This window comes from Geovibrio thiophilus (assembly GCF_004087915.1).
Classification (GTDB): domain Bacteria; phylum Chrysiogenota; class Deferribacteres; order Deferribacterales; family Geovibrionaceae; genus Geovibrio; species Geovibrio thiophilus.
The window spans coordinates 563753-583719 of record NZ_CP035108.1 but is presented as its reverse complement, the minus strand read 5'-3'; the positions used below and the strand labels follow the sequence as shown (position 1 = coordinate 583719).

At 48.5% G+C, this 19967-nt stretch carries 18 protein-coding genes and 1 pseudogene; 10 read left to right on the top strand and 9 right to left on the bottom strand.

Going from position 1 to position 19967, the window contains the following annotated elements; genetic code table 11:
• Positions 1 to 2: 2 nt before the first annotated feature.
• Positions 3 to 674, bottom strand: a complete 672-nt coding sequence (locus tag EP073_RS02825; protein WP_128465655.1) for a rhomboid family intramembrane serine protease — start codon at positions 672 to 674, stop codon at positions 3 to 5.
• A 170-nt stretch (positions 675 to 844) separates the two neighbouring features.
• Between EP073_RS02825 and EP073_RS02820 the strand changes: the two genes are divergently transcribed.
• Positions 845 to 1270 carry a NifB/NifX family molybdenum-iron cluster-binding protein gene (locus EP073_RS02820; RefSeq protein ID WP_128465654.1) on the top strand — a complete coding sequence of 142 codons (426 nt, stop codon included), beginning with the start codon at positions 845 to 847 and terminating at the stop codon, positions 1268 to 1270.
• A gap of 130 nt (positions 1271 to 1400) precedes the next feature.
• A complete protein-coding gene (locus EP073_RS02815) occupies positions 1401 to 3125 on the top strand; it encodes an ABC transporter ATP-binding protein (protein WP_128465653.1) in 1725 nt (574 codons plus the stop codon).
• Here the strand turns inward: EP073_RS02815 and EP073_RS02810 are convergent.
• Entirely contained in the window at positions 3112 to 4164 is a 1053-nt protein-coding gene (locus EP073_RS02810; RefSeq protein WP_164885249.1) for a glycosyltransferase family 4 protein, read from the bottom strand. The two genes, EP073_RS02815 and EP073_RS02810, sit on opposite strands and share 14 nt — an antisense overlap.
• A 149-nt stretch (positions 4165 to 4313) precedes the next feature.
• Between EP073_RS02810 and hemL the strand changes: the two genes are divergently transcribed.
• A complete protein-coding gene (gene hemL / locus EP073_RS02805) occupies positions 4314 to 5582 on the top strand; it encodes a glutamate-1-semialdehyde 2,1-aminomutase (protein WP_128465651.1) in 1269 nt (422 codons plus the stop codon).
• Between the two features lie 68 nt (positions 5583 to 5650).
• Here the strand turns inward: hemL and EP073_RS02800 are convergent, their stop codons facing one another.
• Positions 5651 to 7345 carry a cation:proton antiporter domain-containing protein gene (locus tag EP073_RS02800; RefSeq protein WP_128465650.1) on the bottom strand — a complete coding sequence of 565 codons (1695 nt, stop codon included), beginning with the start codon at positions 7343 to 7345 and terminating at the stop codon, positions 5651 to 5653.
• A gap of 139 nt (positions 7346 to 7484) precedes the next feature.
• Between EP073_RS02800 and EP073_RS02795 the strand changes: the two genes are divergently transcribed.
• The 5 genes from EP073_RS02795 to EP073_RS02775 all read left to right on the top strand — a co-directional run bounded on the left by EP073_RS02795 (position 7485) and on the right by EP073_RS02775 (position 10750).
• The gene (locus EP073_RS02795) at positions 7485 to 7742 is read left to right on the top strand and encodes an AtpZ/AtpI family protein (protein WP_241654039.1); all 258 of its coding nucleotides are present in this window, start codon (positions 7485 to 7487) and stop codon (positions 7740 to 7742) included.
• Entirely contained in the window at positions 7726 to 8109 is a 384-nt protein-coding gene (locus tag EP073_RS02790; protein ID WP_128465648.1) for an ATP synthase subunit I, read from the top strand. The genes EP073_RS02795 and EP073_RS02790 overlap by 17 nt, the downstream gene beginning before the upstream one ends.
• A 50-nt stretch (positions 8110 to 8159) precedes the next feature.
• Positions 8160 to 8831 carry a F0F1 ATP synthase subunit A gene (atpB, locus tag EP073_RS02785; RefSeq protein ID WP_128465647.1) on the top strand — a complete coding sequence of 224 codons (672 nt, stop codon included), beginning with the start codon at positions 8160 to 8162 and terminating at the stop codon, positions 8829 to 8831.
• A gap of 28 nt (positions 8832 to 8859) precedes the next feature.
• Positions 8860 to 9174: an ATP synthase F0 subunit C gene (gene atpE, locus EP073_RS02780; RefSeq protein ID WP_128465646.1), complete on the top strand. Its 315-nt coding sequence runs from the start codon at positions 8860 to 8862 to the stop codon at positions 9172 to 9174.
• A gap of 79 nt (positions 9175 to 9253) precedes the next feature.
• Complete coding sequence (locus EP073_RS02775; RefSeq protein ID WP_128465645.1) at positions 9254 to 10750, top strand: cytochrome c3 family protein; 1497 nt, start codon at positions 9254 to 9256, stop codon at positions 10748 to 10750.
• A gap of 1201 nt (positions 10751 to 11951) precedes the next feature.
• Here the strand turns inward: EP073_RS02775 and EP073_RS13800 are convergent.
• Positions 11952 to 12128 carry a hypothetical protein gene (locus EP073_RS13800; protein WP_164885248.1) on the bottom strand — a complete coding sequence of 59 codons (177 nt, stop codon included), beginning with the start codon at positions 12126 to 12128 and terminating at the stop codon, positions 11952 to 11954.
• 230 nt (positions 12129 to 12358) lie between these two features.
• Between EP073_RS13800 and EP073_RS02770 the strand changes: the two are divergent.
• Both EP073_RS02770 and EP073_RS02765 read left to right on the top strand, forming a co-directional pair.
• Positions 12359 to 12640: pseudogene (locus EP073_RS02770) on the top strand (ferritin family protein); the annotation flags it as partial.
• Positions 12641 to 12745: 105 nt separating this feature from the next.
• A complete protein-coding gene (locus EP073_RS02765) occupies positions 12746 to 13546 on the top strand; it encodes a family 1 encapsulin nanocompartment shell protein (protein ID WP_128465643.1) in 801 nt (266 codons plus the stop codon).
• Between the two features lie 40 nt (positions 13547 to 13586).
• On the opposite strand, the gene EP073_RS02760 is transcribed toward EP073_RS02765, so the two are convergent.
• From EP073_RS02760 to ilvC, 5 genes are all read right to left on the bottom strand, one after another.
• A complete protein-coding gene (locus EP073_RS02760; RefSeq protein ID WP_128465642.1) occupies positions 13587 to 15299 on the bottom strand; it encodes a methyl-accepting chemotaxis protein in 1713 nt (570 codons plus the stop codon).
• A gap of 153 nt (positions 15300 to 15452) precedes the next feature.
• Positions 15453 to 17006 (bottom strand): 2-isopropylmalate synthase, encoded by a 1554-nt coding sequence (locus EP073_RS02755; RefSeq protein WP_128465641.1) that lies wholly within the window; start codon positions 17004 to 17006, stop codon positions 15453 to 15455.
• A gap of 225 nt (positions 17007 to 17231) precedes the next feature.
• On the bottom strand, positions 17232 to 17963 hold the full coding sequence (pssA, locus tag EP073_RS02750) for a CDP-diacylglycerol--serine O-phosphatidyltransferase (protein ID WP_128465640.1): 732 nt from the start codon (positions 17961 to 17963) through the stop codon (positions 17232 to 17234).
• A gap of 43 nt (positions 17964 to 18006) precedes the next feature.
• On the bottom strand, positions 18007 to 18642 hold the full coding sequence (locus tag EP073_RS02745; RefSeq protein WP_128465639.1) for a phosphatidylserine decarboxylase: 636 nt from the start codon (positions 18640 to 18642) through the stop codon (positions 18007 to 18009).
• Positions 18643 to 18702: 60 nt separating this feature from the next.
• Positions 18703 to 19719, bottom strand: coding sequence for a ketol-acid reductoisomerase (gene ilvC / locus EP073_RS02740; protein ID WP_128465638.1), 1017 nt, complete (start codon positions 19717 to 19719; stop codon positions 18703 to 18705).
• Between the last annotated feature and the right edge of the window lie 248 nt (positions 19720 to 19967).

The window sequence follows — 19967 nt, the reverse complement described above, 5'->3', positions numbered from 1 at the left end:
GTTTATATATAAACTTCCTTTTCCTGCGTTTTAAACCGCACTGCGTACAGCAGTCCGAATATGAACCCGCCCACATGCGCCCACCATGCGACCCCGCCGCCGTCATAGCCTGCGGATGCCGCTCCGTTTACAAACTGTATGAAAAACCAGAACAGCAGGTAGAACACCGCGGGAATGTCAACAAATGTTATAAATATTATTATAACCAATAGTGACTTAACCTTAGCTCTCGGGTAAAATACCATGTAAGCGCCCATAACGCCGGCCACAGCTCCGCTCGCCCCTACCATAGGAATAAGCGAATCGTACGAGAGCAGAAACTGACTCACTCCGGCAAACAGACCGAAGAGCACATACATAAGAAAATATCTGGCATGCCCCAGCCTGTCCTCAACATTATCCCCGAAGATGAAGAGAATGTACATGTTGCTGAAAATATGAAAAAAACCGCCGTGCATAAACATATGTGTGAAGAAAGGGACAATGCTGTCACTCAGCAGTGATTCATAATGCGTAACTCTCTTCGGCACAAGCCCGTATTCATACACAAACCAGTTGAGCTCATACCCCAGACCTAGCTGATAAACAAACACAGCAACATTTGCAAGGATGATCAGCCAGTTGACAAACGGAAATGTTCTTGAGGGTACATTATCCTTTATAGGAAAAAACAAATTTCATACCTGCCTTACGTTTTATATTCGGCTTAATACTCGTCAGAGCATATAAAGTAATAAATAGACAAATTTTTTTAAAGTAAATTCTTATTTTTTACTTTCTTTTTACCTAGGATATATTATCATATGTTCATAACGTTCCTTTCAAAATATTGGAGGTAAAGGATATGAAAATTTGTTTCCCCGTATCACAGGACAAAGGGCTCGAAAGCAGGGTATACGGCCATTTCGGTTCCGCACCCGCTTTCATAGTGGCTGACAGCGAGACAAACACGGTAAGCATGGTGAATAATGCTGATTCCCAGCATGTACACGGCGCATGCAACCCCGCACTGGCTCTCGCCGGAAAAAGCATTGACGCTGTAGTGGTAGGCGGCATAGGCGCCGGAGCAATCTCAAAGCTCAACAGCCTGAGCACAAAGGTTTATCAGGCAGTAGGCGGCACAGTGAAGGACAACCTTGAGGCATTCAGAAACGGAACTCTGACCGAACTCGGCTCTGCATCGTGCACAACCGGACATAGCCACGGTCAGCATGAGCATGACCACGGACATGGACACGGCGAAGGGAACGGCTGCGGCTGCACTCACTAACCTGACGGACTGATTTCACAACTGTCCCCCTGCCTGCCGGCAAAAGACGACAGGGGGTCGGCTTCTTAACGAAAATATCTCATTGCGGCAGATGCCGTTTCCTATTATCATAACCCCTTTAAGAGGTGTTATGGGCATTATAAAAAAAATCTGGTCATATTTCAAAAAGCATCTGCTCCTGCTTTCTCTGGCAATCGCTTCCTCGCTTTTCGTAGCGGGAACTGACGGAGCTTCCGCATATATTCTCAAGCATGTTCTGGATGACATTTTCATCAAGCAGAACAAGGAAATGCTTATTATAATCCCCGCCGCTGTGTCCGGCATTTTCCTGCTGAGAGGGGTTTTCCGCTTCCTTCAGCTTTATCTGCTGAGAACAATCGGTCTGAAAGTTGTGCAGGAGATGCGTTTTGACCTTTATTCAAAAATGATCCGCCTGCCCATGAGCTATTACGACAACAACAGCACAGGGGATATGATGTCCAGAATTGTCAACGACATTAATCAGGTGAAATCCGCCATCCCCTCTTTTATAAACGTGATGAAGGACAGCTTCACTGTCATTTTCCTGATAGGCGTTGTATTTTATCAGGACTTTGATCTGGGGCTTTACGGACTGGCGGCAATACCCTTCATGATGATCCTCATCAGGAAAACCAGCAAAAAGACAAAGAAATACAGCTCCAAAGGGCATGAGAAGATGGGAACCCTTTCCGCTGCCCTTCAGGAATCCTTCGCAGGGATAAAGGTTGTGAAGGCTTTCGTGATGGAAAGGTTTGAATCAGGCAAATTCGCCCGTGAAAACGATCAGGAAACACGCTACCAGATAAAACGCGCGAAGGTCGCAGCCATAGGCTCGCCGCTGATGGATATTATCTCCGGTCTGGCGCTTGCGGTGATTATTTACTACGGCGGCTCAAAGGTAATCAGCGGGGAATCCACCCCGGGAACCTTCTTCTCGTTCATAGCGGCTTTTGCCATGATGTTTGAGCCGTTCAAGAAGATCAATCAGGAAAACTACACTATTCAGAACTCCATAACGGCGGCGGAAAGATTCTTCAATATTATTGATCTGGACAACGAAATTCTCGACAGGAACGGAACCCTGCCGTGCAGTGCCGACGGAAAAGATATAGAGTTCAGGAATGTTGTGTTCAATTACAAGGGTCATGATGAAAAAGTCATAGACGGTTTCAGCCTGAAGGTTCAGCCCGGGCAGACAGTCGCCTTTGTGGGCTCCAGCGGGGCGGGGAAAACCACCATCGCAAGTCTCATACCCAGATTTTACGATGTCACCGGCGGCAGCCTCACCATAGGCGGAACAGATGTGCGGGAATTTGACGTATACTCGCTCAGGCGGAACATAGGCATTGTCTCGCAGGAACCTTACCTCTTCAATGACACTATCAAAAACAACATAGCCTACGGGGCGTCCGGCATAACCGATGAAACCATAAAAGCCGCCGCTGATTCCGCCTACGCCACGGACTTTATAATGAAGCTTCCCGAAGGCTTTGAGACGATGATAGGCGAACGGGGTGACAGACTCTCCGGCGGACAGAGGCAGCGGATCACCATAGCCCGCGCGCTTCTCATAAACCCTCCGATCCTCATTTTGGATGAGGCGACAAGCTCGCTGGACACCGAATCCGAGCGCATAGTTCAGCAGGCGCTGGCAAACCTCATGAAGGGGCGCACAAGCTTCGTTATAGCCCACAGGCTGTCCACCATATTAAGCGCTGATATGATAGTGGTGATGGATAAAGGGAGAATAGAGTCCATCGGAAAGCATGACGAACTTATAGGTAGATCAGAGATATACACCAGACTTTACAATATGCAGTTCAGCGAGAGCTGATAACCTCTTCAATAAGCTTTATGAGCTTGCAGGTATTCTTTTTAAGATCGTAAACCTCTTCCGCTCTTTTTCTTGCGGCAGTGCCTTTCTCCATCCGGAGTTCCGGATCACGGGCTGCGAGAATCATCTTCTCCGCCAGAGCGTCCGTATCACCGGCAGGGACAAGGATTCCCGTTCCCCCCAGAACCTCGGGTACTCCCCCTGTCTCAAAGGAGACTATGGGCAGGGCTGCGAACATCGCCTCAAGAACCGTATTCCCGAAGCTCTCCTCAAGGCTTGTAAGCACATAGACATCAAGCTCCGCCAGAAAAGCGGGAACATCCTTGATAAAGCCGTAAAGCTTCACGCTGTCCTCAAGACCGAGCTCCCTTATACGCTCCCTGATTAAGCCTTCCCTTTTGCCTGTTCCGGCTATGTAAAGCTGCGCATCGGGTATCTCCCGCTTCACTTTTTCAAAGGCTTCTATGAGGAGATCATGCCCTTTGGAGGCGTCCAGTCTGCTTGTTATGCCGAAAATTTTCCCATCACTTCTTCTTTCGGAAATAGGGTAATTGTCCGCTATTTTGCTGTTAGGGATTACGTTGATTTTAGAAGTGTTAAACCATTTAATGTCCGCAAGCTCGGCTTTAAGGAAATAGCTGGGCACAATTACAGCGTCGATTATGGTTTTGTGCAGCGCCCTGTCCTCAAACCTGTTTTTAACATCGTTAATAAGCCCGACACGATGTATGACCGGAATCCCTGAAAGCTTTGAGGCAGTGGCGCCTATATTCAGATCCTTGGAAATATTCACCACGGAAATATCTATATCATTTTTTATAAGTATCTTGGAAAGTTTATAGATGGTGGAGGGGTTGTATTTCATTCCGGCGCGGATTTCATACACAGTAAACCCTGCCGACTCGTATATGTCTCTGTGACCGGTTCCTTTTCTGATAATCATAATAACATTATGACCAAGCTTAACAAGCTCCCGTCCGTAGTCCACAGTCCAGGTTTTTACCCCTGCCCATCTTTTGTTGAAGTTAATAAAAGCCATGTTCATGAAGCTATATTAGCATAATATAAGCTTTAGGAAATACATAAATTATACAAAAAAGCAGAGGCGGCAGGGAGGCATATTCTCTTGTACGTTTGGCTTATTTCTATTATGATTCAGCTTGGAAATTCATTTTTTCGGAGGATGCGATGAATTATTTTCAGGAATCATGCAAATATATGCCCGGCGGCGTCAACAGCCCGGTGAGAGCATTCGGCTCTGTCGGCGGCGAACCCGTTTTCGTAGACAGGGCTAAGGGTTCCAAAATATACGATGTTAACGGAAAGGAATACATAGATTACGTATGCTCATGGGGTCCGATGATCCTCGGGCACACTGACGAAGATGTGCTCAAAGCAATCAAGGACGCGGCGGAAAAAGGCGCAAGCTTCGGCGCTCCCACCGTTAATGAACTGAATATGGCGAAGCTCATCACGGAGATGGTTCCCTCAGTGGAAATGGTGCGCCTCGTGAGCTCCGGCACGGAAGCTCTTATGAGCGCCATCCGCCTCGCCAGAGCATACACAAAGAGAGACACCATTGTTAAGTTTGAAGGCTGCTACCATGGACACTCAGACAGCCTGCTCGTTAAAGCGGGGAGCGGTCTGCTCACCTTCAACCAGCCCTCAAGTCCCGGCGTGCCCGAAGATTTCGCGAAGCACACCCTCATAGCCCAGTACAATGACATTGACAGCGTTAAGGCGCTTTTCAAAGAGAACAAAGATAAAATAGCCTGCGTACTCGTTGAACCCGCAGCGGGGAACATGGGTCTGGTACTCCCTGAGAGGGGCTTCCTCGAAAGCCTTAAAAACCTCTGCGCGGAGGAAGGCGCACTCCTTCTTTTTGACGAAGTCATCACAGGCTTCCGCATGAGCTCGGGCGGCGCGCAGAAATACTACGGCATCCAGCCGGACCTCACCACCATGGGCAAAATCATCGGCGGCGGGCTCCCTGTGGGGGCATACGGCGCAAGAAAGGAGATCATGGATCTCATTTCCCCCGTGGGCGCTGTTTATCAGGCGGGGACACTTTCGGGGAACCCTCTTGCCACCGCGGCAGGGCTCGCGACGCTGAAAAAGCTCAACCAGCCCGGTTTCTATGAAGCTCTGAAAGCAAAATCCGATATTCTCTGGGACGGTTTTAAGGGTAACTGCGAAAAGCTCGGACTCAAATACGCGTTTAACAGTGTTGAATCCCTCGGCTGCATGTTCTTCACCGAAGGCGAAGTAAAGTCCTTCGCTCAGGCAATTAAATCAGACACCAAGAAATACGCCTCCTTCTTCCACGCTATGCTGAAAAGAGGCGTGAACCTTGCTCCGGCGCAGTTTGAGTGCATGTTTGTCTCAGCGGCTCACACGGAAGAGGATCTGGCTAAGACAATCGCTGCTCATTATGACAGTTTAAAAGAGATCGGATAGAAAAAACAGAGACTGCCGCATAGCGACAGGAGTTTGCCAACAAACTAAGGAGCCTTCCGGCTCCTTTTTTATGCGCTGCCGTTGCTTTTTATCATTGAGATGAACTCCGTGAAGTTGTTCGGTCTCACGGTTTTGGAATCGAACTCCTGCTCCTTGAAGGTCCTTGCTATACCGGAGAGAATTTCAAGCTGCGCCATGTTGTCCTCCGTCGGGGTGAGGATCAGAAACACACAGTGAGCGGGATGTCCGTCCGTTGAGCCGAAGTCTATTCCGTGGGAGGTGATTCCCGCTGCGATCACAGGTTTTTTCAAATCTCTCAGCCTCGCGTGGGGTATGGCAACACCGTTTTTGAGTCCGGTAGGCATAATACTCTCTCTGTCCATAACAGCCGCCCGTATTGTGTCGTAACGGATTCCTGTCACTGTCGAAAGAGGCGCGCAAAGCATCTCGATAGCCCTGTATTTATCAACAGGATTATTTATCAGAACGAATGCCTTCGGTTCCAGATAATCCCTGAAGTTAAAGCTTTTCTTCAGTTTCAGAAGCATCTTAATAGCGGGACCGCTGATAACCGAAGTAACTATCGCCAGCACAACCAGCGCCACAAAAACCTTCTCGCTTATCAGCCCGAAATTAAGCGCAACAAGCCCGAGAATTATCTCCATGGCTCCCCGGGCGTTCATGGCAAAGCCGATGGCGAAAGACTCCCTTTTGCCCTGTCCGGAGAAACGGGCGGCGGCGCTGCATCCGGCGACTTTGCCGATTGTTCCTATCACAAGAAACAGTGCCGTTACCGTAAAATCAAAATTGGTGATGAAGTTGACATTCAGACCTATGCTGGCGAAGAAAAGCGGCGCGAAGAATGACGATACGAACTGTTCTATTATTGTTCTGGTTTTTTCCCTGAAATGGTGAGTGTCGCCCAGCGCAAGCCCCACCAGAAAAGCGCCGAAGATAGCATGGATCCCTATCATCTCGGTGGCTGCGGCGCCGACCATGGTAAGCGCCAGCGAAAACGCCAGAATCCCCTCCGGCCAGCTGAAATGCGCCTGAACCCACGGGAGTATTTTATGAATCAGTCTGCGCATCACTGTTATCATAAAAAGAGTGAAAAGCAGTGTCAGAGCTATGGTAGCGTAAATCGGCATATGGCTCACATCGCCCTTGCCCGCAAGACTCAGCACTGCGGCGAACATCATCCAGCCGACAATGTCGTTGAAAATTGCCGAGGCTACTATGAGCATGCCCAGCTCGCTTTTGTAATAATTAAGATCCATCAGAGTTTTGGCGATAACAGGCAGAGCGGATATGGCAAGAGCGGTAGCTATGAAGAGGGCAAAGAACAGCACCTCTCCCCCCGCTTCCATGCCTAAAAGCCCCGGGAAAAAATATGCGGCGGCAAAGCCCATTATGAAGGGAGCGGCAATTCCTGAAACACCTATGCTGAAAACCTGTCTGCCCTGTTTGCGGATCGTGCCTATATCCGCTTCCATACCGGCGACAAGGAGGAAAAGAACAATGGAGATAGTGGCTATGCTGTCCATGACAACTTTTCTGAGACCTTCGGCGGGGAAAAGGAAATCAGTAACCGAAGGCGCAAAGAAACCGAGCACAGTGGGACCGAGAATTATCCCCGCCAGAATTTCGCCGAGAACGGAGGGCTGCCCGTACTTCTTTGCTATCTCGCCGAAAAGCTTGGCGGTGAAAAGCAGAATACCCAGCGAAAGAAACATCACTGCAAGTTCGTTAGGGCTGAGCGTCATAGGTTCCTCCGGCTGCTTAATATCTATATCATGTAACCCCTGCCGTTCAATACATCTTTTTTCATCTGCTGATTATGTATTTTCGGAATTTCTTGAGAAAAACAGCACCCTGTGCTAATCTCCGCTTCTGACGGAGTGTATGATGAACAGCGAAGAAAAAAACAAGGTTGAGTCAAAACTCAAAAAAGCCGACAAACTTATGCACGCAAGCTCAATAGGCATGTCGTTCGTATTCAGCATACTTATAGGAACAGGCATGGGCTGGTGGCTTGATAAATATTTCGGCACAAAACCCGTGCTGACCTTTATCTTCATGCTGTTGGGAATAGCTGCCGGATTTAAAAACATGATTTATTTTATGAAAAAAGCCGGCGTTTTTGATGAAGATAACAAATAAAATCATCATTCTTTCATTGATCTTTTCCGCTATCTTGTATACAGTATGCACGATCTTTTTTGATAAAAGTTTCACGATCGGGGTTCTGTGCGGTTATTTACTTGCCGTGCTGAATTTTTTCATGCTCTCAAGGAATATCAGAAACGCATTTGAAGGACAGATTTTCCGCGCGGTAGCCTTTAACACGCAAGTGAGGCTTCTGGGAACCGGAGCCGCTGTCTGGGCTGCTTATGAATATCTCCATGCCGGCATGATAGGCATACTTGTAGGGATCTCTGTTGTACCCCTGTGTATACTTCTGGTCGCTGTTTATCATTACCGCTCCGAAAATGATGATACATCAGACGGATGCGGAGGGTCGGCTTGACTTTCGCCTGACCTTGAAAGTTTTAAATTGTTTTTACGGAGAACTTAAAGATGGAACACCCGCTTAATATTTCCATGCTTTTTCCCGCGGATATCGGGCACACTTACTGGCATGTCATGATGACCTTCGTAGTAATGCTGTTCACCCTTTTCCTCGGAAGCATAGCCTCCAGACAGGGCAGCGAAATCCCCGGCAGAGCGCAGGGCGCTTTCGAGACTGCTGTCGGAGCTGTTTACAACATGGGCGTTGAACTCATGGGCGAAGAGGGCAAACCCTATATACCCCTTATTTTCGGTATAGGCGTTTATGTCCTTTTTTCCAACTGGATGGGGCTCATACCCGGCTTTCTCGCGCCCACATCAAACCTGAACTCCACCATAGCGCCCGCTCTGGTAGTTTTCTTCACTTATCAGGCGATAGGCATTAAAAAACACGGCGCGCACTACATTAAGCATTTCCTCGGACCCGTGGCTTTTCTTGCCCCTCTTATGTTTGTAATTGAGGTCATCGGTCACCTCGCGAGACCCATGTCTCTCTCCATGAGGCTTTTCGGCAACGTTTTCGGTGAGGAGCTTGTTATAGTTATCCTTTTCATGCTCGTTCCTTTTCTTATACCTCTGCCCATGGTTATGCTCGGCATGTTCACCGGCGCTCTTCAGGCGTATGTGTTCATGATGCTTTCTATGATCTATATCAGTGGTGCACTTGAAGAAGCACACTAAAAGATAAACTAATATCAGGAGGACTTAAATGTCTAAAGCAGCAAAAATTCTTTTCAACGTAGCAGCAATAATGGCTGTATTTTCAGTAAGCGCATTCGCGGCGGAAGGCGGCGAAACTTACAAATGGGCACACTACATAGCAGCAGGCTTCGGTATGGGTATAGCCGCTCTCGGTACAGGTATGGGTCAGGGTAACGCTATCCGCGGCGCCGTTGAAGGTATCTCCAGAAACCCCAGCGCATCAGGCAAAATATCCACTACCATGATCATCGGTCTTGCGCTTATCGAATCAATCGCAATCTACGCACTCGTAGTTGCGCTTATCCTTCTTCTTGTTGTTTAATTAACAGGCACTAATAAAAGGGCAGGAGCTTCCGCAAGGGGTATTCCTGCCCTTCTTTCACCATAACGGAGGCTTTATAATGTGGCAGAAACTCAAAAACTTCAGCCGTAAAGACCCTCTCATCTTCGTACTTGCCATAATTGTTATTGTTGTGGGAGCCACGTTTGGCGGTCTTGAGGCTATGCACATGACCAGTACGGACACATTCTGTAAAACGTGTCATGCAGAACAGAGAGTCGGCGTACGGGGCGAACACTTCACATGGGACAAGAACATCCACAGCAAGGCGGACGTAAGCTGTCTTGACTGTCACGGAGATCCCGGCATCATCGGCTATCTTGACGCGCATGTCATCGCCGGTACAAAAAGTCTTTTATATCAGATATTCGTTTCAGAGGAGAAAATTGTTGAACTCCTCACTCATGCGGCTACAGATCCTGTGGCGGCTGAGCACGCGGCGCCCGATTCGGCATGTCTTTTCTGCCACTCGGACGATGTCAACCAGAAGCTCCGCAGAGAGAAGCTTATCTCCGTCGGCATCCACTTCAGGAACATAGACGAGGTTAAGAACCCCACCTACAGAACATCATACGGACTCGCCAGTATCACAGGCGAACCTGTAACCAAAGGTGTTGAGCCTAACCACGCAAAACACATAAGCGCAGGTCTTCTCTGCACAAACTGCCACATTGGGGTTGCCCACGGCGGCGAGCTTTACAACAAGCCCAAAATGCAGACATGCTTTGACTGCCACGACACAGTAAGAGAAAAAGTGCAGACAGTTCCCGCAAACGAGGACTGCGCTGCTTGCCATACAATGCAGAAGGGTCTTCAGGAAGGCACATATGTGAAAGGTGTGGACGAGATGAGATGGTACATGGCTGACCTCTCCTGCTCCGACTGCCACGACTCAGCCTTTGAGCGCCCCAACAGCGATAAATGCGTAATGTGCCATGATGATTCATACGCATCGATCATGACAGACACTCAGGAAGCTTTCGCTGAGAGACTTGCTGAAGTTAAAGGCAAATACGCACAGCTTTTCAGCGAAAGAGAAGACATGCCCATGGGCAAACGTGCTCTCTTCAATGAATATGCGCGTATAATCAGAATCGCGGAAATGGACGGCTCCAAAGGCGTTCATAACCCCGACTACCTTGATGCCCTCTTCACAAGAGCACTTGAGCTGACAGAGGCTATAGACACATGGACAGCGCCCGTTGCTGAGGAAGCAGCGGCGCCTATGGTACAAAAAGCCGCTGCGGAGGAAGCTCCCGCTGCGCCTGCGTTTGCCGGCAACCCGGCAGAGCTCATGGAAATAGCCTCAGCTATGGAGATAATCAACATAGCAGAGAAATATGTTCCCGAGCCCACAAAGCCCGCAGTAAACTTTGAGCACCTTGCGCACGCTCAGAAGATGGCATGCACAGAATGCCACTCTGACCCTGAATCAGGCGTTCTCAAGTTTGAAGTCGGCGAAATCAAAGGCATGAAAAACGATTTCCACGAAAAACTCTGCATAGACTGCCACACGAAACAGCGTGTGAAAAAGACATGCAACACATGCCACAAGTAAATTAAACGATATTTTCAAAATACAAAAGGCGGCTTTCCTGAAAAGGGAGCCGCCTTTCTTATTTATGATAGTTCAGAAACGGTACATCCTGTCCGTTTCCTCACACGCTCGCGCCGAACCTGTTCGGCTTCGCTTCGCACGGCGCAGTTCCATCCATGGAACTGTTTGCGTCATTGCGAACGGAAGTAAAGCAATCTCTCTGTTTTATGATAGTTCAGAAACGGTACATCCTGTCCGTTTCCTCACACGCTCGCGCCGAACCTGTTCGGCTTCGCTTCGCACGGCGCAGTTCCATCCATGGAACTGTTTGCGTCATTGCGAACGGAAGTAAAGCAATCTCTCTGTTTTATGATAGTTCAGAAACGGTACATCCTGTCCGTTTCCTCACACGCTCGCGCCGAACCTGTTCGGCTTCGCTTCGCACGGCGCAGTTCCATCCATGGAACTGTTTGCGTCATTGCGAACGGAAGTAAAGCAATCTCTCTGTTTTATGATAGTTCAGAAACGGTACATCCTGTCCGTTTCCTCACACGCTCGCGCCGAACCTGTTCGGCTTCGCTTCGCACGGCGCAGTTCCATCCATGGAACTGTTTGCGTCATTGCGAACGGAAGTAAAGCAATCTCTCTGTTTTATGATAGTTCAGAAACGGTACATCCTGTCCGTTTCCTCACACGCTCGCGCCGAACCTGTTCGGCTTCGCTTCGCACGGCGCAGTTCCATCCATGGAACTGTTTGCGTCATTGCGAACGGAAGTAAAGCAATCTCTCTGTTTTATGATAGTTCAGAAACGGTACATCCTGTCCGTTTCCTCACACGCTCGCGCCGAACCTGTTCGGCTTCGCTTCGCACGGCGCAGTGTCTGTCTTACCGCTCCAAAAACTACATCCTGTGTTTTTTACGCACACGCTCGCCCCGTGGTAAACACGGCTTCGCTGCGCACGGCGCAGTATCTGTCTTACCGCTCCAAAAACTACATCCTGTGTTTTTTACGCACACGCTCGCGCCGTGGTAAACACGGCTTCGCTTCGCGCGGCGCAGTTCCATCCATGGAACTGTTTATGCCTCAACGCTTACGATAATCACAATAATGTTTCTCTCGCGTCCATAGAAAGTATTTTACTCTTGGCGGCAATAACTTCCCCCTTTAATAAAGGGGGACTGAGGGGGATTTTAAGAAAACATGAAGGATAGATGACAGCTTTACAGCCCTGCAAAGAGGGGCGCAACAGCGAGTATTCCGAAGCCCGCCACGATAAGCCAGAACGGACTGAAGGTCATCACACTGATGCTTACCACACCGAAGTAGATGAGAAGCCCTAGAACACCTAAAAATGTTCCCAAAAGCCATGTTATAAATTTCGGAGCGCTAAGTTTCATGAAACACCTCGCAGGTTTTTAAGAGCACTAAGATATTATTCGGCATCGGCTTTATTTTCAACACTTTTCACATCAGACTTTATTTACATCCTAAAAAATAAGCTAAATAATAAAAATTATCCTTTGTATTTTTTAAAAATTAAACTATATTAATTCTCATCACAGAAAATCGTTGAGAAATGTCACGATTTATATTGTATTATTAAAGAAAAGGAGCACAGGAGGATAAAATGCCCGATTTTGGAAATCCTTTCAGCGGTTTGAAGCACGATCGCAAACTTACTGATCAGGAGCTTGTCAGAGCCATCCGTTTCATGGTGGCGGCGGAGTATGAGGCTATCCAGCTTTATCAGCAGCTTGCTGAATCCACAGATAATAAGCTGGCTCAGGCGGTTCTTATGGATATAGCCGATGAGGAAAAAGTGCATGCGGGAGAGTTTCTGCGTCTGCTGAAGGAGCTTGATCCTCAGGAAGAAGAATTTTACCAGCAGGGATACAAAGAAGTGGAAGACGAATTCCTTTCAGGCGCTCCCGCAGAAGGCGCAGAACCCGCAGCGGGAGAAAGCGGCGGACTGGGCATAGGCAGCCTGAAGAAAAAATAATTAAAGGAGGAACGTATGAATTTGCTCAGAAAAGATTTTGCGCCCATAAGCGCAGCGGCATGGAAAGAAATAAACACACTTGCGAAAGAAACCCTTTCAGCCAACCTTTCAGCCAGAAAGTTCGCGGATGTTGAAGGTCCTTACGGCATAGATTACACGGCAGTCAGCGTTGGACGTCTTACTCTCCCCGCAAAGCAGAAAGCGGGCGAAGTATGCTTCGGCGTACACAAGGTTCTTCCCCTTGTGGAGGCGAGAGTCAATTTCTCGCTTGATATTTGGGAGCTTGACAACATAGACAGAGGCGCAAAAGACCTAGAACTTGAACCCCTCACCGCAGCAGCCAGAAAGCTTGCCGCATTTGAGGAAAACGCAGTTTTCAACGGCTTCAAGGACAGCGGGATAGAGGGCTTAAACCAGCTCACAGCCAAGTCAAAAATAGCCATGACACTGGACAAGGACAGCATCGTGGATGCTGTGAGCGAAGCTCAGACACGTATGATGAAGGAAGGCATAACAGGAGGCGCAAACCTCGTTGTTAATCCTGCTCTGTGGAAATACCTCGCCCGCCTGTTTCCCGGCGGAACGCTTGGCGATCTGATCAAAGAGCAGATCAAGGGCTCCATCGTATACTCTGAAGCGGTTGAAGGCGCTCTTCTTGTCGCAGACCGCGAAGGCGACCTCGAACTCACAGTAGGGCAGGACTTCGCTGTAGGATACCACAACCACGACTCAGAAAAAGTGCATCTGTTCCTTACGGAATCCTTCACTTTCAGAGTTATCACACCTGAAGCGGTAGTTGGCTTTTCAGTAAAATAAACAAATAAAAGGGGAGCCCTGAAGCTCCCCTTCTTTTTCCTTAAAGCTTAAATCTCGAGATTATATTCTGTAAATCCGATGCCAGTCTGCTGAGCTGTTCCACTGCCTCTGCGGATTCATGAGCCGCATGGGAATTCTCACCTGAAATAGCTGAGATATTCTCTATGCTTCCGGACATGAGATCCATGGCGTTCGCCTGCTCGTCCGTCGCGCGGGCAATCTGCCCCACCCCTCCGGCAACATCTTCCATATTTGACTTGATAACACCGAGGGATTCGCCTGCCTCAACCGCCTTGACTTTGCCGTTTTCAACCTGCTGAACGCCTTCAGCCATACCGAGCACCGCCCCGCCTGTATCTGCCTGAATATTCTGAATCATATCTGCTATTTCCTTGGTTGCCTTCACGGTTTTTTCCGCAAGCTTGCGCACCTCATCCGCCACCACGGCAAAGCCCCGTCCGTGTTCTCCTGCCCTTGCCGCCTCAATCGCCGCGTTCAGAGCCAGAAGGTTTGTCTGATCCGCTATATCATCAATAACCTGTATAATAGCTCCGATCTGTTCGCTGGATTCACCGAGCTTACGGACTGTAGCGGCTGATTCCTCAACAGTGAAAGCGATTTTTTCCATCATATCTTTTGTTTCCATAACAAGGGAATAGCCGCGGACAACATTTACTTTTGCAGTATTTGTGCTCTCGGAAACACATCCGGCATTGTTTGCGACCTCCGCCACAGTTCCGCTGATCTCCTCGACAGCCGTAGCTGTGCTTGCCGCCTGCTCAGCCTGATTCTGCGCGTTCTTTGCGATGGTTTCGGAGTTTCTTGCAAGCTGAGCTGCTGTGCTGGCAAGGCTTGAAATGCTGTCCACAACTCTTGAGAGAGCCTGACTTGTTCCGTCCACCATTTTATTTACCGCTATACCCAGCTTGCCGACCTCATCGTCACGCTTTATCCGCACCCGCACGGTATAGTCGCCGGAAGCTATGGTGCTGAAAACACGCTCCATGTCTTCCAGCCTTCTGAAAATCATTTTTTTATTAAGCATATATATGATAAAGATCAGAGCCAGCGTTATGGGAATGAATATGCCGATATATGTATACAGCCCTCGGCGGAGCATTACAAACGCCTTATCAGTCGGAAGAAACACCTCAAACGCTCCGTGGATCTCCCCTGCACGCCAGTTTTCCATCTTTACGCCCGTAGGATCCGTGCCGTCAGCGGTTTCCCACAATTCCGCAGAAGCGGCGGGATCACCGTGACACATCTCGCATTCCTTGGTGAGCCTGATCGCTTTAAAATAGCGGAGCATGCCCATCTCTTTATCATAAAACATGTGTTCGGGTGTATTGCCCGAACCTGTGTCCTTTTTGGTAAGCATCTCAAGGATTTCAGCTTCTTTTGCGTCAGGCTGGTTTTTGGGATTTCTGGGCTGAAATTTGGGAACCTTAAATTTAAGACCCGCCTCTTCGGATTTGGATTCCATAACCCTTATGGCTCCGATAACCGGCACAGTGTACAGAAATTTCTGCACATCGCCCTTAATTTCCTCAGTGGCGAAAACACCTTCTTTAAGCTGCTGAGCACCCCATTCCCGCACACCTTCCGCTGCGAGAATAAAGCTTCGGGCACGTTCAAACTCTGAATCAAACATCTGGTTTTTTGTGATGGTGTAGTTTACGGCGAGGATTATCCCCATACCGCAGGCAACTACCAATGAAATTATAAACACCATGATTGTATTGAGTTTCATAGAGCCCCCTCAGGAATAATCCGTCCCTACCTCTGTTCTGAATATATCACTGACGAACGTATATTACAAATGATACAGAATGCAAACGTTCAAAACAGAAAAGGCAGAGCGCAATGGCTCTGCCTTAAAAAATATTGTATTACGGTTTATTTTCTATATTCCTCTGTCTTCCATCTCTTTTTTGTGATCTTTTCTGGAGAGGTATCTGTTCATGGCGTAAACATAGGCCTCGGCGCTGGCGACTACAACATCTGTATTTGAGCCTCTTCCGGTTACATCGTATCCGCATTTCTCGAACTCAACAGTAAGCACAACCTCTCCCTGAGCGTCCTTGCCGGCGGTGAGAGCGTTGATTTTGTAGCTTTTCAGCCTTCCGTCAATTCCTGTTGTGCGCTCAATAGCCTTGAGGCACGCGTCAACCGGACCATCGCCTATGGAGGCATCCACAATTACTTCACCCTGTTCGTTCTTAAGCTCCACTGTCGCTGTGGGTATTCCTGTGTTTCCGCTGGCGAAGGTCACAGTGCCCACGGAGAAATGCTTAACCGTTTCATTAAGCTGCTGCTCCACAAGCATTTCAAGATCCTCATCGAAAACCTCCTTCTTCTTGTCCGCCAGAATCTTAAACTTGTTGAAGGCCGTTTCCGTCTGCTCAGCATCAAGGGTGAAGCCCAGAGTCTCAAGCCTTTTTATGAATGCGTGACGCCCTGAGTGCTTGCCGAGAACCAGAGCGTTTGACGGATAACCCACGCTTTCAGGAGTCATTATCTCATATGTCATTCTGTTTTTCAGCATGCCGTCCTGATGAATACCCGCTTCGTGCGCAAATGCGTTTTTGCCCACAACAGCCTTGTTCGGCTGAACACCGACACCTGTGATGGATGTGAGGAGCTTGCTAGCACGGTAGATCTCCCTTGTATTGACATTGGTCTCCACATCGAACAGATCCTTGCGGACATTGAGCGCCATGATTACCTCTTCAAATGCCGCATTGCCCGCCCTTTCGCCTATGCCGTTTATGGTGCATTCAACCTGAGTTGCGCCGGCACGGATAGCGGCAAGAGAGTTTGCGGAAGCAAGACCGAGATCGTTGTGGCAATGAACACTGATTCTCGCCTTGTCTATGTTCGGAACCTTGTTCATAATCGTGCTGATGATCATTTCATACTCAAAGGGAACAGTATAGCCGACAGTATCAGGCAGGTTAACCGTGGACGCGCCTGCCGCTATTACTGCCTCAACAATCTGACACAGGAAATCCAGATCGCTCCTTGTGGCGTCTTCAGCGCTGAACTCAATATCGTCACAGAGGTTGCGGGCGAACTTAACGGCACTCGTCGCTATCTCCAGAACCTCCTCACGGCTCTTTTTCAGCTTGTACTGCAAATGAATGTCGCTTGTGGCGAGGAATGTATGGATTCTGGGGCGGACAGCGCCTTTGAGTGCATCCCAGCCGACTGATATATCCTTCTGATTTGCACGGCAGAGTCCTGCTACACCGGCGTTTTTGATCACGGAAGCCACTTTCTGCACAGCTTCAAAATCACCGGGGGACGATATGGGGAAGCCCGCCTCCATAACGTCAACGCCCAATTTCTCAAGCTGAAGCGCCATTTTGATCTTCTCTTCCGTGTTCATGCTGAATCCGGGAGCCTGCTCTCCGTCTCTCAATGTTGTGTCGAAAATTATCACTCTTTTTTTGCTCATTTTAAATCTCCTTTAATTTTAGATACTTATCAATTTCTGTTCATAGTCTGAGCGGAAGCCGAAGATTCCATAGCACTGTTGTTTTTCTTTTCGGATGATTTTTCCCGATCATTTTCCGCCTCCTTAGTTAATTTTCTGTCAGTTTTCTGCAAAAAAAAAGGTCTCATCCCTCTGAAGGGTGAGACCTCTTTATATAACTCAATCCTGTAACAGGATATTTTACGGCTATATTTCCTGAGCCTCTTCCTCCAGATGTACCCTGTGCTTCCTTAGTAGTAGCGCAACTACGCCGCTCGCCGCATATGCGGAAGCAAAAAGAAAGAGGAAAACTTCGGGATAGAGACCGAGAACAAATATAAAAAGCACGAAAGCCACCATGGAGTTAAAGGGCTTTCTGTGGAAATACTCAATATTTTTAAAGCTGAAATAAGGCACATTGCTGACCATGAGGAACGCCAGAATATAGATCATGAACGTGAACCAAAGGGGAACCTCAATTGCAGTGGGATCACCGAAGAAGTGGCGGGCGAACAGAACGCTGGTAACCACCACTCCCGCAGCGGCAGGGCTGGGCAGACCGACAAAAAATTTGTTTGAGATGCGCTTAGCCTGTACATTAAAACGGGCAAGCCGCAGTGCTGCGCACGCCACAAAAAGGAACGCCGCCATCCAGCCGAGCCTTCCGTAGGGCTCAAGCGCCCACTTGTAAACAAGCAGAGCCGGAGCCACGCCGAAGGAGATGAGATCCGCCAGCGAGTCGAGCTGAATGCCGAACTCACTTGAGGCGTTGAGCATTCTCGCGATTTTGCCGTCCAGCCCGTCAAAAACGAACGCCATGAGAGTGGCGTAGGCTGCCATCACGTAGTTGCCATTCAGGGTAGCCACTATGGAGTAGAAACCGCTGAAAAGCCCCAGAAGCGTCACGAAGTTCGGAAAAATCGCGTTCTTATTTACCAACTCTGCCTCTTTATTGAATATCTTCACTGATTCGCCTTAAATATTAGTCTTCTGTATCAAGCTTTTCGTTATATTTTGCTATAACAGTTTCGCCCGCTTTCACAATATCGCCGTTTTTGACGATTATGTCAAAGCTTTTAGGCAGGAACAAATCAACACGGGAGGAGAACTTGATTATACCCAGCCTGTCGCCGAAGCATACTTTATCCCCTTTCTGCCAGTAGCACACGGTGCGTCTCGCGACCAGACCGGCTATCTGTTTAACGATCATTGGACCGTATTCCGTATCCACGTAAATAACGTTCTGCTCGTTTCTTTCCCCGGCGTCAGGTCTGTCGGCGGGGATGAATGAGCCGGGCTTGTGGCGTATTCCGGTGATTGTTCCCGCAACAGGCATCCTGTTTACATGGACATTGAACACGTTCATGAAAACGCTGATTTTGTTATAGGTTCTTCCCTCAAATTCCGTTTCCGCTATGTCTATGACCTTTCCGTCCGCAGCCGAAACGGCTATTTCATCAAACGGAGGTATGTCTCTTTCCGGATCCCTGAAAAACCAGAGAAACAAACCGAGAATAACCAGTGAAAGGAATGTCAGCAGACCTTTCGGCAAAAAGAAAATGATGAGAAATGTGACAAACGCAACAAGGATGAACGGATAACCTTCTTTTGCAAACAAGGGAGAACTCCGAAAAAATTATTTCAGGGCGGAAACACCGCCCTGAACAATTAGCATATATCAGTTTTTATCTTTGTCAACAATCTTGCTTTTACCAAGCCAGCTCATCATGCCGCGGAGTTTTTTACCCACTTCTTCGATGGGGTGCTCCTCGCCTATGCGCTCAAGGGCTTTAAACATGGGTTTGTTCGCCTTGTTTTCAAGCATCCACTCGTTTGCGAACTGACCTGTCTGGATCTCCTTAAGCACCTGTTTCATGGTTTCCTTAACTTCAGGGCTGATAACTCTGGGACCTCTGGTCATGTCGCCGTACTGTGCGGTGTTGCTGATGGAGTAGCGCATGTTGGAGATTCCGCCTTCGTAGATAAGATCAACAATGAGCTTGACTTCATGAAGGCATTCAAAATATGCCATCTCGGGAGCGTAGCCTGCTTCCGTGAGTGTCTCATAGCCGTATTTTATAAGCTGGGCGAGACCGCCGCAGAGAACCGCCTGCTCACCGAAGAGGTCTGTTTCAGTCTCTTCCTTGAATGAAGTTTCAAGAACACCCGCTCTCGCTCCGCCGATAGCGTTTGCGTAGGAAAGAGCAACCTCTCTGGAATCGCCTGAGGCATCCTGATAGATAGCGATAAGGCAGGGCACGCCGCCGCCCTTCTGATATTCGGCTCTCACGAGATGGCCGGGACCCTTGGGCGCGATCATTACCACGTTAACATCCGCAGGGGGAACTATCTGGTTGAAGTGGACGTTGAAACCGTGAGCGAAGGCGAGAGTGTCGCCGGCTTTGAGGTTGGGCTCTATAGCTGTTCTGTATATATCCCCCTGAGATTCGTCAGGAGCGAGGATCATTATAAAATCAGCCCACGCTGCGGCTTCGCCCACTTCCATAACCTTAAGACCCGCGCCTTCGGCTTTTTTCCATGAGGGGCTGGATTTTCTTAAGCCCACAACAACGTCAACGCCGCTGTCCTTCATGTTGTTAGTGTGTCCGTAACCCTGTGAGCCGTAACCGATTACGGCAACCTTTTTCCCCTTTATAAGTGAAAGGTTGGTGTCCTTCTCATAGTAAACTTTCATTGTGCAATTCCCTCCGGCTGTTTAGCTGTTTATCTATAATCTTTTTTAATTCTTTTTTATAAAGTGAGAAACCCTTTTTTCACGAAAAAAAAACGGTTTCTCACACTCTTCCCAAAAAATCGAATTTCGCTTATCTATCGCTGGTAGCCTTGCTGCCGTCTAACTTACCGGCGGAAATTTATCATCCTGAAAATTTCCGCACACGCTCGCGCCGTGGTAAACACGGCTTCGCTCCGCACGGCGCAGTT